The organism is Brevibacterium sp. H602, from assembly GCF_051172395.1.
In the GTDB taxonomy this organism is placed as follows: Bacteria; Actinomycetota; Actinomycetes; order Actinomycetales; family Brevibacteriaceae; genus Brevibacterium.
Genome location: NZ_JBPIZD010000017.1, coordinates 12,447 through 28,067 on the forward strand (window position 1 = coordinate 12,447; position 15,621 = coordinate 28,067).

At 62.4% G+C, this 15,621-nt stretch carries 15 protein-coding genes; 8 read left to right on the top strand and 7 right to left on the bottom strand.

The genetic code is table 11. The features are described from left to right. Window positions 1-19: 19 nt before the first annotated feature. The 5 genes from ACSBQT_RS13090 to ACSBQT_RS13110 all read left to right on the top strand — a co-directional run bounded on the left by ACSBQT_RS13090 (window position 20) and on the right by ACSBQT_RS13110 (window position 4,155). Window positions 20-373, top strand: coding sequence for a HesB/IscA family protein (locus ACSBQT_RS13090; RefSeq protein WP_025778316.1), 354 nt, complete (start codon window positions 20-22; stop codon window positions 371-373). A 29-nt stretch (window positions 374-402) separates the two neighbouring features. After that, a complete protein-coding gene (aat, locus tag ACSBQT_RS13095; protein ID WP_410710023.1) occupies window positions 403-1,080 on the top strand; it encodes a leucyl/phenylalanyl-tRNA--protein transferase in 678 nt (225 codons plus the stop codon). A gap of 110 nt (window positions 1,081-1,190) precedes the next feature. Further along, complete coding sequence (gene ctaC / locus ACSBQT_RS13100; RefSeq protein WP_139467187.1) at window positions 1,191-2,063, top strand: aa3-type cytochrome oxidase subunit II; 873 nt, start codon at window positions 1,191-1,193, stop codon at window positions 2,061-2,063. Continuing rightward, window positions 2,060-3,757 (top strand): aa3-type cytochrome oxidase subunit I, encoded by a 1,698-nt coding sequence (gene ctaD / locus ACSBQT_RS13105; RefSeq protein ID WP_139467188.1) that lies wholly within the window; start codon window positions 2,060-2,062, stop codon window positions 3,755-3,757. The genes ctaC and ctaD overlap by 4 nt, the downstream gene beginning before the upstream one ends. Further along, the gene (locus ACSBQT_RS13110; protein WP_264801688.1) at window positions 3,754-4,155 is read left to right on the top strand and encodes a cytochrome c oxidase subunit 4; all 402 of its coding nucleotides are present in this window, start codon (window positions 3,754-3,756) and stop codon (window positions 4,153-4,155) included. Before ctaD ends, ACSBQT_RS13110 begins: the two co-directional genes overlap by 4 nt. A 1,130-nt stretch (window positions 4,156-5,285) precedes the next feature. Here ACSBQT_RS13110 and qcrB read toward each other — a convergent pair. The 4 genes from qcrB to ctaE are packed head-to-tail and all read right to left on the bottom strand — an operon-like array spanning window position 5,286 to window position 9,518. After that, a complete protein-coding gene (qcrB, locus tag ACSBQT_RS13115; RefSeq protein ID WP_410710022.1) occupies window positions 5,286-6,911 on the bottom strand; it encodes a cytochrome bc1 complex cytochrome b subunit in 1,626 nt (541 codons plus the stop codon). Then, entirely contained in the window at window positions 6,908-7,951 is a 1,044-nt protein-coding gene (gene qcrA / locus ACSBQT_RS13120) for a cytochrome bc1 complex Rieske iron-sulfur subunit (RefSeq protein ID WP_410710021.1), read from the bottom strand. Before qcrA ends, qcrB begins: the two co-directional genes overlap by 4 nt. 49 nt (window positions 7,952-8,000) lie before the next feature. Continuing rightward, window positions 8,001-8,786: a cytochrome bc1 complex diheme cytochrome c subunit gene (qcrC, locus tag ACSBQT_RS13125; protein ID WP_101544143.1), complete on the bottom strand. Its 786-nt coding sequence runs from the start codon at window positions 8,784-8,786 to the stop codon at window positions 8,001-8,003. 57 nt (window positions 8,787-8,843) lie between these two features. Next, window positions 8,844-9,518: an aa3-type cytochrome oxidase subunit III gene (ctaE, locus tag ACSBQT_RS13130; protein ID WP_435001896.1), complete on the bottom strand. Its 675-nt coding sequence runs from the start codon at window positions 9,516-9,518 to the stop codon at window positions 8,844-8,846. A 197-nt stretch (window positions 9,519-9,715) separates the two neighbouring features. On the opposite strand from ctaE, the gene trpD reads away from it, so the two are divergent. After that, window positions 9,716-10,819, top strand: coding sequence for an anthranilate phosphoribosyltransferase (gene trpD / locus ACSBQT_RS13135; protein ID WP_410710494.1), 1,104 nt, complete (start codon window positions 9,716-9,718; stop codon window positions 10,817-10,819). Here trpD and ACSBQT_RS13140 read toward each other — a convergent pair. The 3 genes from ACSBQT_RS13140 to ACSBQT_RS13150 are packed head-to-tail and all read right to left on the bottom strand — an operon-like array spanning window position 10,787 to window position 13,878. Beyond that, window positions 10,787-12,544 carry a DEDD exonuclease domain-containing protein gene (locus tag ACSBQT_RS13140; RefSeq protein WP_410710020.1) on the bottom strand — a complete coding sequence of 586 codons (1,758 nt, stop codon included), beginning with the start codon at window positions 12,542-12,544 and terminating at the stop codon, window positions 10,787-10,789. The genes trpD and ACSBQT_RS13140 overlap by 33 nt on opposite strands. 47 nt (window positions 12,545-12,591) lie before the next feature. Next, a complete protein-coding gene (locus ACSBQT_RS13145) occupies window positions 12,592-13,044 on the bottom strand; it encodes a hypothetical protein (protein WP_173152169.1) in 453 nt (150 codons plus the stop codon). A 45-nt stretch (window positions 13,045-13,089) separates the two neighbouring features. Next, a complete protein-coding gene (locus tag ACSBQT_RS13150) occupies window positions 13,090-13,878 on the bottom strand; it encodes an alpha/beta hydrolase (RefSeq protein WP_410710019.1) in 789 nt (262 codons plus the stop codon). 106 nt (window positions 13,879-13,984) lie between these two features. Between ACSBQT_RS13150 and ACSBQT_RS13155 the strand changes: the two genes are divergently transcribed. Beyond that, window positions 13,985-14,737 carry a lysophospholipid acyltransferase family protein gene (locus ACSBQT_RS13155; protein ID WP_410710018.1) on the top strand — a complete coding sequence of 251 codons (753 nt, stop codon included), beginning with the start codon at window positions 13,985-13,987 and terminating at the stop codon, window positions 14,735-14,737. 248 nt (window positions 14,738-14,985) lie between these two features. Then, window positions 14,986-15,567, top strand: a complete 582-nt coding sequence (locus ACSBQT_RS13160; RefSeq protein WP_101544153.1) for a MerR family transcriptional regulator — start codon at window positions 14,986-14,988, stop codon at window positions 15,565-15,567. Window positions 15,568-15,621: the final 54 nt, after the last annotated feature.

Genomic DNA, 15,621 nt, shown 5'->3' on the forward strand with positions numbered 1-15,621 from the left:
AACGCGAAAAGGAGTAACCATGACTGTGACCGAAAAAGCAGAAGCCACCCACGAGGTGGAGCTGTCGTCGACCGCTGCCGACAAGGTCCGCAGCCTGCTGGAACAGGAAGGTCGTGACGACCTGCGCCTGCGCGTGGCTGTCCAGCCCGGCGGATGTTCCGGATTGATCTATCAGCTGTATTTCGATGAGCGTTTCCTCGACGGAGACGCAGTCCGCGACTTCGACGGCGTCGAGGTCATCGTCGACCGGATGAGCGTTCCCTACCTCAGCGGTTCGACCATCGACTTCTCCGACACCATCGAGAAGCAGGGCTTCACCATCGACAACCCCAACGCCGGCGGCTCCTGCGCCTGCGGAGACTCGTTCCACTGATCAGCCTCGGCTGAGGAGGAGCGCTTCTCATGGACCTGGAGGATCTGCGTGCCGTGTCATATACGGCAACGCAGCCCCAGGTCCTTTTGTCGTATCGGGCCGGTCTCTTCCCGATGGGAGTCGGCCACGGGGGCACCGGTCGGATGGGATGGTGGGCTCCACGACGACGTGGAGTTCTGTTTCCCGGTGACCTGCGCGTGACGAAGAGCCTGCGCAAATCGATGAAGCACTTCACCTTCACCACCAACCGCGCCTTCATGCACGTCATCCGCTCGTGTGCCGACCCACGGCGGACGGGCAGCTGGATCACCGAGGAGATGATCGAGCTCTACCAGGGCCTCCACGACGACGGGTGGGCGCATTCGGTCGAGGTCTGGAACGACGATGAGCTCGTCGGCGGACTCTACGGAGTCGCCATCGGTTCGTTCTTCGCCGGCGAATCGATGTTCCACACTCAGCGGGACGCCTCGAAGGCCGCACTGGCCCACCTCGTCGGACTCTTCGACAGAACCGACGTTGTCAACGGAGAACGGCGGTCCACCTCGGAGGATGCGGATGCGGCACCGGGGGACTGGCTCATCGACACCCAGTGGCAGACATCACACCTTGCCACCCTCGGCGTGTCGGAGATCAGCGGCCTGGAGTACTCCGCGCACCTAGATTCCGCGCTCAGGGGCAGTGTCTGTCAGCATATTCTCAACAAATGAACATCTGCAGGTGAATTTCTACCGCGTGTAGCGGTAGTCTTATGAGTGACAGAGTAAGTACACGTCTCTCGGCCTGACCTGGAGACGCAGAACGTTGTGAAAGGCTGCACGTGGATTCTCCGAATCAGTCAGGACCGCAGCGGTCCTGGGCGAAGCGGCTCGGCATTCTGAGCGCCGTGTTGATACCGGCGTTGCTATCGGGTTGCACTAAAGAGCAGATCGCCACAGGATTTTTTCCCGTCGAATCGCAAGGCGCGACGAACCACACGGATGCCTATACAGCGCTGTGGAACGGCGGCTGGATCGCCCTTCTCATCGTGGGCCTCATCGTGTGGGGTCTCATCCTGTGGGCCATGGTCGCCTACCGCCGCCGCAAGAACGATCGCGGACTGCCGGTGCAGATGCGCTACAGCATGCCGATCGAAATCCTCTTCACGGTGACTCCGGTCGTCCTCGTCCTCGGCTTCTTCTTCCAGAACGTCCAGGTCATGGAGAAGACGACTGATGACTCGACCCCCGGCGAGCAGGTCATCGAGGTCGCTGCCAAGCAGTGGGCCTGGGACTTCAACTATGAGACCGAAGACGTCTACTACGCCGGCACTCAGGTAGCCCTCGACGGCACCGAAGCCCCCGAGAAGACCGCTCCCGTCCTCTACCTCCCCGTCGACACCGACCTGGAGATCCGCCTGCACTCCCGCGACGTCCTCCACTCCTTCTGGGTGCCCGCCTTCCTCGAGAAGCGCGATATGATCCCCGGCCACGATCAGAGCCTGCATCTGCGTGCCGAGAAGGAAGGCGAGTACGTCGGCAAGTGTGCCGAGCTGTGCGGTGAGTACCACTCGGAGATGCTTTTCAACGTCAAGGTCGTGTCCAAGGAAGAATTCCAGGAGTACACGCAGTCGCTTGCCGATCAGGGCAACACAGGCCAGCTGGGACCGGAGTACGATCGCAACTGGTACCCGAAAGAAGGTGCTGAGAAATGACCGCCACGATGGATCAGGCGGCTCTTGATGCTCCGGTAGTTCCACGGAGCAAGGGCAAGATCATCGTCGACTGGATCACGTCGACGGACCATAAGACGATCGGGTACATGTACCTCATCGGTTCGTTCTTCTTCTTCTGCGTCGGCGGTGTGATGGCGCTCATCATCCGCCTCGAGCTCTTCGAGCCCGGGATGCAGATCGTTGAGACCAAGGAACAGTACAACCAGCTGTTCACCATGCACGGCACATTGATGCTGCTGATGTTCGCCACCCCGCTGTTCGCCGGCTTCGCCAACGTCATCATGCCGTTGCAGATCGGCGCTCCGGACGTGGCATTCCCGCGACTGAACGCCTTCGCCTTCTGGATGTACCTCTTCGGCAGCCTCGTGGCCATCTCCGGATTCCTCACCCCGCAGGGTGCAGCATCCTTCGGCTGGACCGCGTACGCGCCATTGAGCAATACGACGTTCACGCCGGGCGCCGGTGGTAACTTGTGGGTCCTCGGACTCGCCCTGCAGGGATTCGGAACCATCCTCGGCTCCGTCAACTTCATCACCACTGTGATCACCATGCGCGCCCCGGGCATGACCATGTTCCGGATGCCGATCTTCACCTGGAACGTTCTGGTCACCGGCATCCTCGTGCTCATGGCCTTCCAGCCGCTGGCTGCTGCGCTGCTGGTGCTCGGTTCCGACCGTGTCCTCGGTTCCCATGTGTTCAGTCCGGGCAACGGCGGGCCGATACTCTGGCAGCACCTGTTCTGGTTCTTCGGCCACCCGGAGGTCTATGTCATCGCGTTGCCGTTCTTCGGCATCGTCACAGAGATCTTCCCGGTGTTCAGCCGCAAACCGGTCTTCGGCTACAAGGAACTCGTCTTCGCGACAGTCGCCATTGCTGCTCTGTCGGTGACCGTGTGGGCTCACCACATGTACGTCACAGGCGTCGTCGCACTGCCGTTCTTCGCGTTCATGACGATGCTCATCGCGATCCCGACGGGTGTGAAGTTCTTCAACTGGATCGGCACGATGTGGAGAGGCTCGATCACATTCGAGACGCCTATCGTATGGTCGATCGGCTTCCTCGCAACGTTCCTCTTCGGTGGTCTGACCGGAGTCATCCTGGCCAGCCCGGCTCTCGACCAGCATGTGTCCGACACCTACTTCGTCGTGGCCCACTTCCACTACGTCGTCTTCGGCACCGTCGTGTTCGCGATGTTCGCCGGATTCTACTTCTGGTGGCCGAAGTGGACGGGCAAGATGCTCAACGAGAAGCTCGGTCACATCCACTTCTGGATGCTGTTCATCGGCTTCCACGGAACCTTCCTCGTCCAGCACTGGCTGGGTGTCGACGGAATGCCGCGTCGTTACGCCGACTACCTGCCGCAGGACGGCTTCACCTGGATGAACCAGGTGTCGACGGTCGGCTCGCTACTGCTGGGTCTGTCCATGGTTCCGTTCTTCTGGAACGTGTGGATCACCCACCGCAACGCACCCAAGGTGACTGTCGACGATCCGTGGGGCTACGGAGGATCGCTCGAATGGGCCACCTCGTGCCCGCCCCCGCGTCACAACTTCACCTCGCTGCCGCGGATCCGCTCCGAACGTCCTGCCTTCGACCTCAACCACCCAGAGCTGCTTGAGTACAGCGGACACGGTCAGGCAGAACCCCAGCTCACAGGAGACAACGCCAAATGAAGTCATCGATCTACGTCTTCAACCTCTGCGGCCTGTTCTTCATCGCAGTCGGGATCTTCTACGGCTTCTTCACCGACTTCACCGAGCTCGTCGGATTCCCGGCGCTGCTCCTCGTCGGACTGATGGCCCTGATGATCGGCGTCTACCTCTGGCTGACGGATCGACGTGTCGGTCGTCAGCCTCAGGACAACGATGACGCCGAGATCTCTGACGCCGATGCCGACTACGGTATGTTCAGCCCGTGGAGCTGGTGGCCGATCTTCAGCGCGGGCGCTGCCGCCGTCGCCTTCTATGGAATTGCGATGGGCTGGTGGATCTTCCCGTTCGGTGTCGTGCTCGGCATCATCGCGCTCGTCGGTCTCACCTACGAACATGATCGCGGGGATTTCGCCCACTGATTCAGTGATCTGATCGCCCAGCCACTGTGGCCCGGACTCAAATCGAGTCCGGGCCACAGTGCTATTCACAGCACTTCTGACGGCACGTATCGCCGGGATCTTCGCCGAGGTTGGTGACCGGTGTGAGGTCGACAATGGAGTTCGGTGGCAGGCTGCGCCGGTGCAGACGCATGATTGCGCCGCCATCGGAGCCTCTTGCTCACGAGGATCACCCTTTGGACAGTTCATCAGGTTCGAAACTGATGAACTGTTCCGGACGCAAGTATCGAAGGCTCCGAACCTGGTGACGATGGTCGGATACCGATGCGCTCAGCGAGGATACAGCGCGTCGGTTCCTGAACCGATTGAGCGGCGGTCCAACAATGTGGAAGCAGCGGAGTCGGGCTCTCCCGAAACAGCGCCGTGACTCAATCTGGCCGAGCGAGGGCGTCAGATGTATTGATAGGGTGCGCGGCATCCGATTTCGAATCAGGGGAGTGGGGCCGGGCCATCGACCGTCTCCTCGCCCGATTGCTCTTCCGTGCTGACGCCTCATTCGGGCCGGAGAGAACGGACTCTTTCAGAACCAGCGAAAATGGCTCTCCCTGGCTGTCGTAGGAGCCCAGACGCACTCGGAGTCGTCGAGAGTAGTCTCCGGCCGAGAAGGAGGGCTTCTGAACGCTGCCAGCGTCACAGAGAACACAGAGCAACGCCCCTCAACACTGGGGACCGGCGCAACCGCGGCAGGTTCCATCTGAGCAGATTGACGTGCTTGGACGAATCTCCCATTGCTGCTGGCAGTGACCCGTCCAGGTCGCCTGCATCGAGGGTCGTCCGATGCTTGTCACACCCGTCGGCGGTGGTCCGACGCTCGTGCGGGAACACTCCTGCGCATGCTCTCTGAGGCCGCATGGACCGGGGATCCTCCAGATGGGGGACTGGACCAGAAATGTCGGAGGCAGCTGCTGAGTGTCGAGTCCTGCGAAATGAGCAGGACAGGGTTGTGATGACCCGTGTCTGGAGAGGAGAGGGTAAGCCTGGGGAATCAGGCTGAGTCGGCGCTCCGGTGAAGAGCAGACTTCTTCTGTGAATAGAGCGAGGGGCTCAGCAGTTGAACTGCTGAGCCCCTCGAATCTGGCTTGTCGAACCTGTCAGTGTCCGAGTTCCTTGTTGTTCGAACCCTCGACAGCGCCGTGGTCGTGGTGCGAAGCTTCGAGCTCCTGCTTCGTCACCGGAGCCACACGATCTTCGAAGAAGAAGCGAGACAGACGTGCACGCAGCTTCTCCATTCCCGTGATCTTGCCCTCGGCGTTCGGCTCGGCCGGAATGTAGGTCGGCGACTCGAATGCGGTGATCTTCCACAGCTTGTGCGGGGGAAGAGCCTCGTGGCGTTCGAGGAACTCACCGTGGGGCAGACGGATGATATGAGCCGTCTCCCTTCCGTGCAGAGCGATCTCGCGGTCCTTGCGCTGAAGTGCGAGGCACATGCGCTTGGTGATGATGTAACCGATGATCGGTCCGAAGAAGAACAGGAATCGGAAGATGTAGATCATATCGTTGAGCGACATCTGGAAGAACACAGCGATGATGTCACCCGATGCAGCCGCCCACATGTTGCAGTAGAAGATGATTCCGGCAACGCCGATGGCGGTACGAGTCGGGTTGTTGCGCGGACGATCGAGGATGTGGTGCTCTCGATGGTCCTTCTGCAGCCACGCCTCGAAGAACGGATAGATGAACATGACAGCGAACACGCCGCCCATGACGAGCACGGCACTGTTGATGTTGAACGAGATCGGCCATCCGAAGATGTAGAACTCGAACCAGCCCGGAACGATGCGGAGGAAGCCGTCGGCCCAGCCGATGTACCAGTCAGGCTGGGTACCAGCCGAGACCGGGGAGGGGTCGTACGGACCGTAGTTCCAGATCGGGTTGATCGTGAACAGGGCCGAGATGAGCGAGAGCAGACCGAAGATGAGGAAGAAGAATCCTCCGCCCTTGGCCGCGAAGGTCGGCAGGACCGGTTCTCCGACGACGTTCTTCTCCGTATTTCCTGCACCCGGGTACTGGGTGTGCTTGTGCACGACGACGAACATCAGGTGGATGCCGATGAGCGCGATGAGCAGAGCCGGCACGATCATGATGTGCAGGGTGTACAGACGGGCCACGATGTCGATGCCCGGGAACTCTCCGCCGAAGAGGAAGAATGAGATATAGGTTCCCACGAGCGGCAGCGACTTCAGGATGCCGTCGATGATTCGCAGGCCGTTGCCCGAGAGCAGGTCATCGGGGAGCGAGTAGCCGGTGAAGCCGGCAGCCATGCCCATGATGACGAGCAGAACACCGACGACCCAGTTGAGCTCACGCGGACGACGGAAAGCGCCGGTGAAGAACACACGAAGCATGTGGACGCTCAATGCGGCGACGAAGAGCAGCGCACCCCAGTGGTGCATCTGTCGGATGAACAGACCGCCGCGGATCTCCAGGGAGATTGCCAGTGTCGAGTCATAGGCTTCGGAGATCTCGACTCCGCGCAGCGGCAGCCAGGGTCCGTCATAGTGAAGTTCACCCATGGCCGGCTGGAAGAAGAACGTGAGGAACGTTCCGGACAGGACGACGATGATGAAGCTGTAGAGAGCAACCTCGCCGAGCATGAACGACCAGTGGGAGGGGAAGATCTTGCGACCGAACTCGCGCACGAGGACAGATGCCCCGACGCGGGTTTCGGCGAAGTTCGCCGCCTTCCCGATGGTGGTGGTTGGCTGTGTAGTACTCATGGGTGGTTGATCTCCCAGAACGTAGGTCCGACAGGCTCAGGGAAGTCCGACTGGGCAACCAGGTAGCCTTCGCTGTCCACGGTGATGGGCAGCTGAGGAAGCGGTCGTTTAGCCGGGCCGAAGATGACCTTGCAGTGTTCCGTCACGTCGAAGGTCGACTGGTGGCAGGGGCACAGCAGGTGGTGCGTCTGGTGCTCGTACAGTGCGACGGGGCAGCCGACGTGGGTGCAGATCTTCGAGTAGGCGACGATACCGTCGTGCGACCAATCCTTGCGATCCGGATCCTCTTTGAGTTCCTTGGGATCGATGCGCATGAGAAGCACGGCCGCTTTGGCCTTCTCGTCCAGCGGGTGCTCGCTGACCTCCTCGTCGCCGATGCCCGAAGGCAGGACGTGGTAGGCCGAGCCGATTGTGACTTCGTCAGCCTTGATCGGACGTTCGGAATCGACCGAGGGGATTCCGCCGACATCGCGGATGAGACGAGTGCCCTTCTGCCAGAGCGTGTTGAACATCTTGTCGCCCGGCAGCGGACCGAGGTCGCGGAAGACGAGGACTGCGGGCAGCGGAGCGATCGCCAGCGCTGCGATGAGGGTGTTGCGCAGCAGCGGACGGCGGGCGATGCCCGACTCTTCCTTGGCCTGGTGGAGGATCTCGAGCGCAATCGCCTGATCCTCTTCGCTGCCGCCGATGTCATGGCGTTCGTCGATGCCCTCATGATCGCTCATGAGGTTCTTGGCCCAGAGCACTGCACCGAAGCCGATGGAGAACATCGCGACAGCGGCGCCGAGGCCGACGAACATGTTGTGGAGGCGGATGCTCTGCATGGATTCGCCCGGAGTGAACAGGAAGTACGCCACGATGAACCAGATGGTTCCGATCATCGAGAGGATGAACCAGGCGGCTACCTGTCGTTCGGCGACCTTCTCGGCACGTGGGTCCGAATCGGCCAAGCGCGGTTTGTGCTCGGGCAGACCTGGGTTCGTGAACCCGTTCAACTCCTCGAGCTGGCTGCCGCCGCCGGAGTGCTCTTTCGAGGTCATTGAATTCCCCGTCTATTCTCGTAATTGATGGTGAACGACACTGTCAGACTCACTTGGCCCTGGATGACAGCCACACTGTCAGACCGATGACGGCAGCAAGTCCGAAGAACCAGATGAACAGGCCCTCTGCCACTGGACCCAGCGATCCGAGCTTGAATCCGCCGGGGGAGGGGTTGTCCGAGACTTCCTTGACGTAGGCGATGACATCGCGCTTGTCTTCAGGAGTCAGGTTCGCGTCGTTGAAGATCGGCATGTTCTGCGGGCCGGTCTGCATCGCTTCGTAGAGGTGCTTCTCGGAGACTTCGGACAGGTTCGGTGCGTACTTGCCGCGGGTCAGAGCACCACCCGAGCCGACCACGTTGTGGCACATGGCGCAGTTGGTGCGGAACAGACCGCCGCCGGCAGCGGGGTCACCCTTCGAAGCATCGAGGTACTCGTCTTCGGGAACTGCCGGCCCGGGGCCGAGCGAAGCAACGTAGGCAGCGATCTGAGCAGTCTGCTCTTCGTCGAACTGCGGTTCCTTGACGCGAGCCTGCGGGCCGTTGGCCTGCAGCGGCATGCGTCCGGTGCCTACCTGGAAGTCCACAGCAGCAGCGCCGACGCCGATGAGACCGGGACCGGCCTTCGAGCCTTCGGCGTTCATGCCGTGACAGGTGGCACAGTTGGCCGCGAAGAGTTTCTTGCCTTCTTCGATATCAGAGGCGCTGGCTGTGTCCGCCTTGGCGCTCGAAGTCTGCGTGAAGAGTGCATAGGCTCCGCCGGTCAGCAGCAGTCCCACGAGAAGAAGCGCGACCAGCGCCATGGGATGTCTGCGGCGATCTGCTAGAAGCTTCACTTGATCGTCCTTTGCTTGAAGTGTTGTGAGTCCTGGGGGCCGAGCATCTCAGGCCGGCTACTGGAGCAGGTAGATGATGCCGAACAGACCGATCCAGACGACATCGACGAAGTGCCAGTAGTAGGACACGCAGATTGCGAATGTGGCTTCATGGTGACCGAACTTCTTCGCTCCGTAGGCGCGTCCGATGACGAGCAGGAAGCAGATGAGTCCGATGGTCACGTGAATGCCGTGGAAGCCCGTGGTCAGGTAGAAGACGGAGCCGTAGCCGTCGGAGCTGATCGAGATTCCCTCGCTGACGAGGGTCGCGTACTCCATGACCTGACCGGAGACGAAGATCGCGCCCAGGGCGAAGGTGAGGTAGAACCACTCGACCATTCCCCATTTGGCGATGTTGAACAGCGAGCCGGTCCGCCGAGGGCGGAACCGCTCGGCGGCGAACACACCGATCTGGCAGGTGAACGAAGACGACACCAGGATCAACGTGTTGCCGAGAGCGTAGGGGATGTCGAGGATCTGGGTCCTCGCCTCCCACAGCTCCGGAACAACGGACCGGACGGTGAAGTACATGGCGAAGAGCGCGGCAAAGAACATCAGGTCGCTCGCGAGGAACACGATGAAGCCCACCGTGGTCACATTCGGACGATTGACAACCGGATGTGCTGGCGCTGTTTGAGATGCAGTGGCAGTTGACACAACCCCATTATTACCCGTCTCGGGGTGAGTTTTCATCTTTTACCCAGGTTTCGAGAAAGAAATTTCTACACGACGTAGCAAAAACCGCGATCTGGTGCCTAAATCTCGTTTCGGAAGCCGCTTCCGCCCGCGTGTCGAAGTCGCGATAGTATGCCGCAGGTAAGGTCCGCCCTGTGCTTCGGGGCGGCGGCAGCCCCTAGTGAGAGTTCAGACGGATGACCGATTCCACGCCCTTGACCACCCCGGCAGCTCAGGCTTCCGAGGCCCGCACCACGGTTCCGGCGGCCGCTGAGAACTGGCCCGACCTGCTCATGGCTCTCATGCACCAGCAGGACCTCGATGGCGTTCAGGCTGCTTGGGCGATGGATCAGATCATGTCCGGCAAGACTCCGGATGTGACAATGGCCGCATTTCTCGCAGCACACCATACGAAGGGCGAGACGGTCGAGGAGATCGCCGGCCTCGTGGCGGCGATGATGGACCATGCCGTGCCCCTGCCGGGACTCGAGGACTCCGTCGACATCGTCGGCACCGGAGGCGACCGCGCGAAGACGGCGAACATCTCCTCGACCGCGGCCATGATCATCTCCGCCACCGGGCAGCGGGTCGTCAAGCACGGAAACCGTGCGACATCCTCGGCGTCGGGATCGGCCGATGTGCTCGAAGCGCTCGGCGTGCGGTTCGACATCACCCCCGAACAGACCGGTGAGATCGCCCAAGAGGTCGGACTGGCATTCTGCTTCGCCAATGTGTTCCACCCGTCGATGCAGTTCGTCGCTGCTGTGCGGCGTCAGATCAACGTCCCCACCGCGTTCAATATCCTCGGCCCCCTGACGAACCCGGCTCGGGCCAGGCATACGGCCATCGGCGTCGCCGATGCCCAGATGGCCCCGCTCGTCGTCGGCACGCTGGCCAAGCGCGGACACCAGGCCGTGGTGTTCCGGTCGCGTGACGGTCTCGACGAGCTGAGCAACACCGATGTCAACGATGTCTGGGAAGTCCGTCACGGCGAGATCGAACACACGACGTTCGACGCCCTCGACCTCGGCATCGAGCGGGCGACGAAGGACGATCTGCGCGGCGGCGGTCCGAATGAGAACGCGGCTATCACGCGCGCGGTCCTCGACGGCGAACGATCGGCAGTGCGCGACATCGTGGCCATCAACGCCGCGGCGGCTCTCGTCGCCGCCGACGAGTCAGCTGTGGGCACCTTCACTGAGCGTTTGGCCCTCAAGCTCGAGACTGCGGTGGAGACGATCGACAGCGGGGGCGGCGCGAACAAGCTTCAGCAGCTCATCGACGTCTCACACAGAGTCGCTGAGACGAACCGCTCCTGAGCTGTGTGCATGGCTGGTCGCTCCCTGTCGGGGCAGCGACCAGCCATGACCGCCTGAGGGAGTCACGGAGACGAGCTCGGCGGTCTCCAGCCAGCCGGCCAGCAAACGCGACTCCTCCGCGAGCGAGTCTGTCTCCTGCGGCAGCGCTCCGGGGGCAGGGACCCATTCGGCCGTCGAATGCAGCGCCGACAGGGAATCTCCCATGGCCTGCCTGGTCGACACATGGCCGGCACCGGCGAGTTTCCCGTGGCGGATGATCGCCAGGTCCCAGCCTGAGTCGAAACCGGGGGCCGCCGCAATCAGTTCGGGAACTCTCCGCAGTGCCGTGACCTGTTCGGCCCGCGCCGCGGTGGACACCGCCGAACGCATCGCGTCCCGGACCTCGGCGGCCGTTTCGAACCGGGCTTCTCCGGACAGTCGCTGCATCCGCTCAGCGGCCAAGCGCTGCAGTGAGGACAGGTCCCCACCGAGCAGGGCGAAGAGTTCGCGGATCGAACTCCGATAATCATCGACATCGGTGATCCCAGCGCAGGGACCGCCGCACTGACCCACCTGCGCACTTACACAGGGACGATGTTCGCCGAGGCTGCGCTGCGTGATCGTCGCCGTGCACCTCTTGACCGGGTAGAGGGTGTCGAGGAGTTCCTTGACAGCTTGTGCCGACTTCCGTGACCGGAACGGTCCCAGCGGCGGTGCGGGGGAGCGTTCGAGCGCCGAGTTCGCCCGAACCACCGACAGTCGGGGGAAGAGCTCATCGCTGAGCACGATCCACGAATTGCGTTCGGGGTTCTTCGACCGTCGGTTGTACGGCGGAGCCAGCTCTCCGATGAGACGGATCTCGCGGACTTCGGCTTCCAGCGCGTGGGCGCAGGGAAGACAGCTGACCTCCTGTGCCGCGGTGATCATCTCGGCCATGCGGCCACGGTTCTCCGAGGCGTTGAAGTACCCGCGCACTCGCCTGGCCATATTTCCGGACTTCCCGATGTAGAGCACACGGCGAGTGCCATCGAGGAACATGTAGACGCCGGGCTCCGGGGGGACGTCCTTGGCCAGATGGGATTTCGCCTGTCGCTTCGCCCACCCCGACTGTCTGACGGTCGACAGCTCCTCCAGCGTCGTCACACCGTAGCCGCCGAATCGTTCGAACAGGTGGTGGAGGAGCTCGCCGGTGGCCCGCGCGTCGGAGAGCGCACGGTGATCGGGCTCGACCTGGGTGCCGAAATGAGCGGCGAGCGTCGAGAGTTTGTGGTTGCGCACTTCATCGCGGCCGACGACGCGCCGGGACAGCGTGACGGTATCGAGGACTGTGGGCGCCGGCCAGTGGTAGTCGAGGCGTTCGCAGGCCGAGCGGAGGAATCCGATGTCGAAGGGCGCGTTGTGTGCCACCAGCACCGCACCGACGGAGAATTCCAGGAAGCTCGGCAGAACCGAGCTGATCGGGGGTGCATCATCGACCATTGCATGAGTGATGCCGGTGAGCCGGGCCACGAACGGGCTGATCACGGAGTGTTCCGGTTTGACCAGGGTCTGGAACTCGCCGATGACCTCGCCGCCGCGCGTCTTGACCGCGCCGATCTCGGTGATCTCCGACTGCCCGGCTCGGGTGCCTGTCGTTTCGAGGTCGACGATGACGAAGGTGACGTCGGACAGGGGAGTTCCGAGGCTGTCGAAGGAAAGCTGAGTGTTGTGCAGTGCGCTGGGTGCGCGGTCGAAGGGGACGGTCATGATGCCCAGTCTCTCAGGTGTCGCTGACACGAAGCGGTCAGCATCGCTCACACCGAGGATCCGTCGCCGTCGTCGGCGGAACGATGGCTCGGCAGATGGAAGAACAGACCGACCGCGCCGCCGATGCCGACGGCCAGACCGATGAGCAGGTACCACCCGGGCAGCGGCCTGAAGAAGATCACGCCGATGAGCAGGAGCACGACCGCGCCGAGAGCCGCGGCCCAGGACAGCACCAGGGTGGGCGAAGCGGTGCGCCACCCGATCGGCTCCGCCGGTTCGCGCTCCCAATGCTCGGTGTCCTCGAGGGCGTCGCGAACATCCTCGGCGGGCATATCACCCATCGTCGCCGAGGGTTCTGCGATCTGCCGGACGAGGTCGTCCCAGTCCTCGTCGCTGATGCGCGAGCGGTCGTGCCCGATCCTCTCCGGATCGGGAACGTCTCGTCGCCAGTCCTCCCGGCCCTCGTCGTCGGGAGTCGAAGCGGTGCCCTCGTCGTTCATACCTGAATCAGCAATTCCGCGGCCTCAGCTATTCCCCGGCCTCGGCTATTCCCCGGCCTCGGACTGACAGGGCACGGTCGTTTCGGTGGAGACCACCTGCAGGACCGCCTCGGCGATGGTGTTCGCATCGAAATCAAGAGTCGCCACATGGCGGGACCGGCGGAGGGCGACGATCTTCGGGGGGTGCGGAAGGTCCGATCGCAGCGCACGCAGCGTTCGCGGACTCACGACATTGTCCTCACCGGAGATCATGGCCGTGACGGGACAGGTGACTTTCCACAGATCGTCGCGCAGTGTCCGCAGCGCACGATGGAACGTCGCCAGGGGCGCCACCGGTGTCCGTTCATAGGCGTACTCATCGCGGTCCGGGTGGGCGATGTCGCCGCCGATCGACGGGATCGTGCGCACGACGTGCCTGAGCACCGGCAGCAGGGGAGCGAAGGGAGAGTCGATGTAGAGAGCAGGATTGACCACGACGATCTCGTCGGGTGCGCCCTCTGCCGCCGCCAGGGCAAGTGCCAGGGCCCCACCCATCGACAGACCGGCGACGACGACACGCTCGTGGTCGGCCTGGAGCCGACCCAGCTCTGTGCGCGCCTCGCCGAGCCAATCGGACCATCCCGTAGCGTCCATGTCCTGCCAAGAGGTGCCGTGACCGGGCAGTTGGGGGACGCTGACGTCGACGCCCGCCGCCGCGATCGCGCGGGCGATCGGCACCCAGGAGACGGGCGAACCGGTGAGTCCGTGCAGAAAGAGAACCGCCGAGGCTGAACCGCCGTCGAGGCTGCGATAGGCGGCCGTCGGATCCGCCCCGAGTGTGAAATCGATCTCCATGCTCCCAGCATGGCACGGATGAGTCCGCGACGGACTTCGCTGTTCACCGTTCGTGTCGATATATGATTGCCGAGGACGACAAAGAGTCGTAGTCGGAAGGGTGCGCGTGTTCTACTGGTTTCTCAAGCGAGTCCTCGCCGGACCCATCCTGCGGATCCTCTTCCGTCCGTGGGTGCGGGGCCTGGACAATCTGCCGTCCGAGGGCCCGGCGATCATCGCAGGAAATCACAACCACTTCATGGACTCGATCTTCGTTCCGCTGCTCGCTCCGCGTCCCGTCGTCTATCTGGCGAAGAAGGACTACTTCACCGGTCGCGGAATCAAGGGTGCGGTGACTCGGTGGTTCTTCAAGCTCAACAATCAGCTCCCAATGGATCGCGGAGGCGGATCGGGATCTCAGGCTTCGCTCGAGTCGGGTCTGAAGGTCCTCCGTGAGGGGAATTCACTGGGCATCTATCCTGAAGGCACGCGTTCGCCCGACGGAAAGCTCTATCGCGGACGCACCGGCATTGCGCGTCTCGTCCTCGAGTCCGGCGCGCCTGTGGTTCCCGTGGCGATCATCGGCACGGACAAGCTGCAGCCTGCCGGTCGCCTCGTTCCCAAGCTCCGGCGTGTCGGAGTCGTCTTCGGCGCACCGATGGACTTCTCGAAGTATGCAGGTCTTCCCGTCGACCGTTTCATGCTGCGGTCGGTCACCGACGAGATCATGTACGAGATCATGCGCCTGTCCGGGCAGGAATACGTCGACACCTATGCGTCGTCGGTCAAGACCAAGCTGCTGACGAGCGCCAAGCCGAAGAAGTCGGATCCTCCGAGCCGGGATGAGTCGAAATCTGACGGCGAAAGCTCGTCGAACTAGGCCTGACGGCCCCGACTCATCCTGCTCCTGGTCGCCTGAATGACATCCATGTGACATGTTCGAATACTGCGGTAACGGCGACACGCGGAAATTGTTACCTCGAGGTGTTTGTCCTGGCCGGGACGGCACAATAACTTGGAGTTGTTGAATCCCACTGTAGGTTCGCTGGGAAGAGGGCTAGAATGACTATGTTCTCGGTCCTTCCAAGCGACCTTCGCTTCCCCCAGGGACTTTAAGGAGGAGTCGGTGTGAACCGCTCAAGTCATGAAAGCGTCGACATGACGCCGATGCCGTCAGCAGCCCAAGGGCTGCTGTTCGATGATGATCTGCCCGTACTCGATGAAGAGGCCGGCTACCGCGGTCCCACCGTCTGCAAGGTCGTCGGCATCAGCTACCGTCGCCTCGACTACTGGGCGCGCACCGATCTGGTGACCCCGTCGATCCGCAATGCGACCGGATCCGGCAGCCAGCGGCTCTACAGCTTCCGTGACATCCTCGTCCTCAAGATCGTCAAGCGACTCCTCGACACCGGCGTCGGACTGCAGTCGATCCGCACAGCGGTTGAGCACCTGCGTTCCCGCGGCGTCGACGATCTCTCTCAGATCACTCTCATGTCCGATGGTGCCAGCGTCTTCGAATGCACCTCGCCCGATGAGGTTGTCGACCTCCTCCAGGGCGGACAGGGCGTCTTCGGCATCGCCGTCGGCCGCGTCTGGAACGAAGTCGAAGGCTCGCTGTCGGAGTTCCCGAGCGAACGAGTCCCCGAAGACGATGCGGCCCTTGAAGCCATGGATGAGCTCGCCGCCCGTCGCGCACGCAAGTCCGGCTGACAGCCCACAGAGTACTCACACCACCACCGAGGCGGTCCGCTCAGTTCGAGCGGA

What these genes read in the sequence shown, in the direction of transcription:
- aat (WP_410710023.1), top strand. Translation starts at nt 403, where the DNA reads ATGGACCTGGAGGATCTGCGTGCCGTGTCATATACGGCAACGCAGCCC.
- ACSBQT_RS13145 (WP_173152169.1), bottom strand. Translation starts at nt 13,044, where the DNA reads ATGAACGACGAGGGCACCGCTTCGACTCCCGACGACGAGGGCCGGGAG.
- qcrA (WP_410710021.1), bottom strand. Translation starts at nt 7,951, where the DNA reads ATGACCTCGAAAGAGCACTCCGGCGGCGGCAGCCAGCTCGAGGAGTTG.
- ctaD (WP_139467188.1), top strand. Translation starts at nt 2,060, where the DNA reads ATGACCGCCACGATGGATCAGGCGGCTCTTGATGCTCCGGTAGTTCCA.
- ACSBQT_RS13140 (WP_410710020.1), bottom strand. Translation starts at nt 12,544, where the DNA reads ATGACCGTCCCCTTCGACCGCGCACCCAGCGCACTGCACAACACTCAG.
- ACSBQT_RS13110 (WP_264801688.1), top strand. Translation starts at nt 3,754, where the DNA reads ATGAAGTCATCGATCTACGTCTTCAACCTCTGCGGCCTGTTCTTCATC.
- ctaE (WP_435001896.1), bottom strand. Translation starts at nt 9,518, where the DNA reads ATGAAAACTCACCCCGAGACGGGTAATAATGGGGTTGTGTCAACTGCC.
- ACSBQT_RS13090 (WP_025778316.1), top strand. Translation starts at nt 20, where the DNA reads ATGACTGTGACCGAAAAAGCAGAAGCCACCCACGAGGTGGAGCTGTCG.
- qcrB (WP_410710022.1), bottom strand. Translation starts at nt 6,911, where the DNA reads ATGAGTACTACACAGCCAACCACCACCATCGGGAAGGCGGCGAACTTC.
- ACSBQT_RS13150 (WP_410710019.1), bottom strand. Translation starts at nt 13,878, where the DNA reads ATGGAGATCGATTTCACACTCGGGGCGGATCCGACGGCCGCCTATCGC.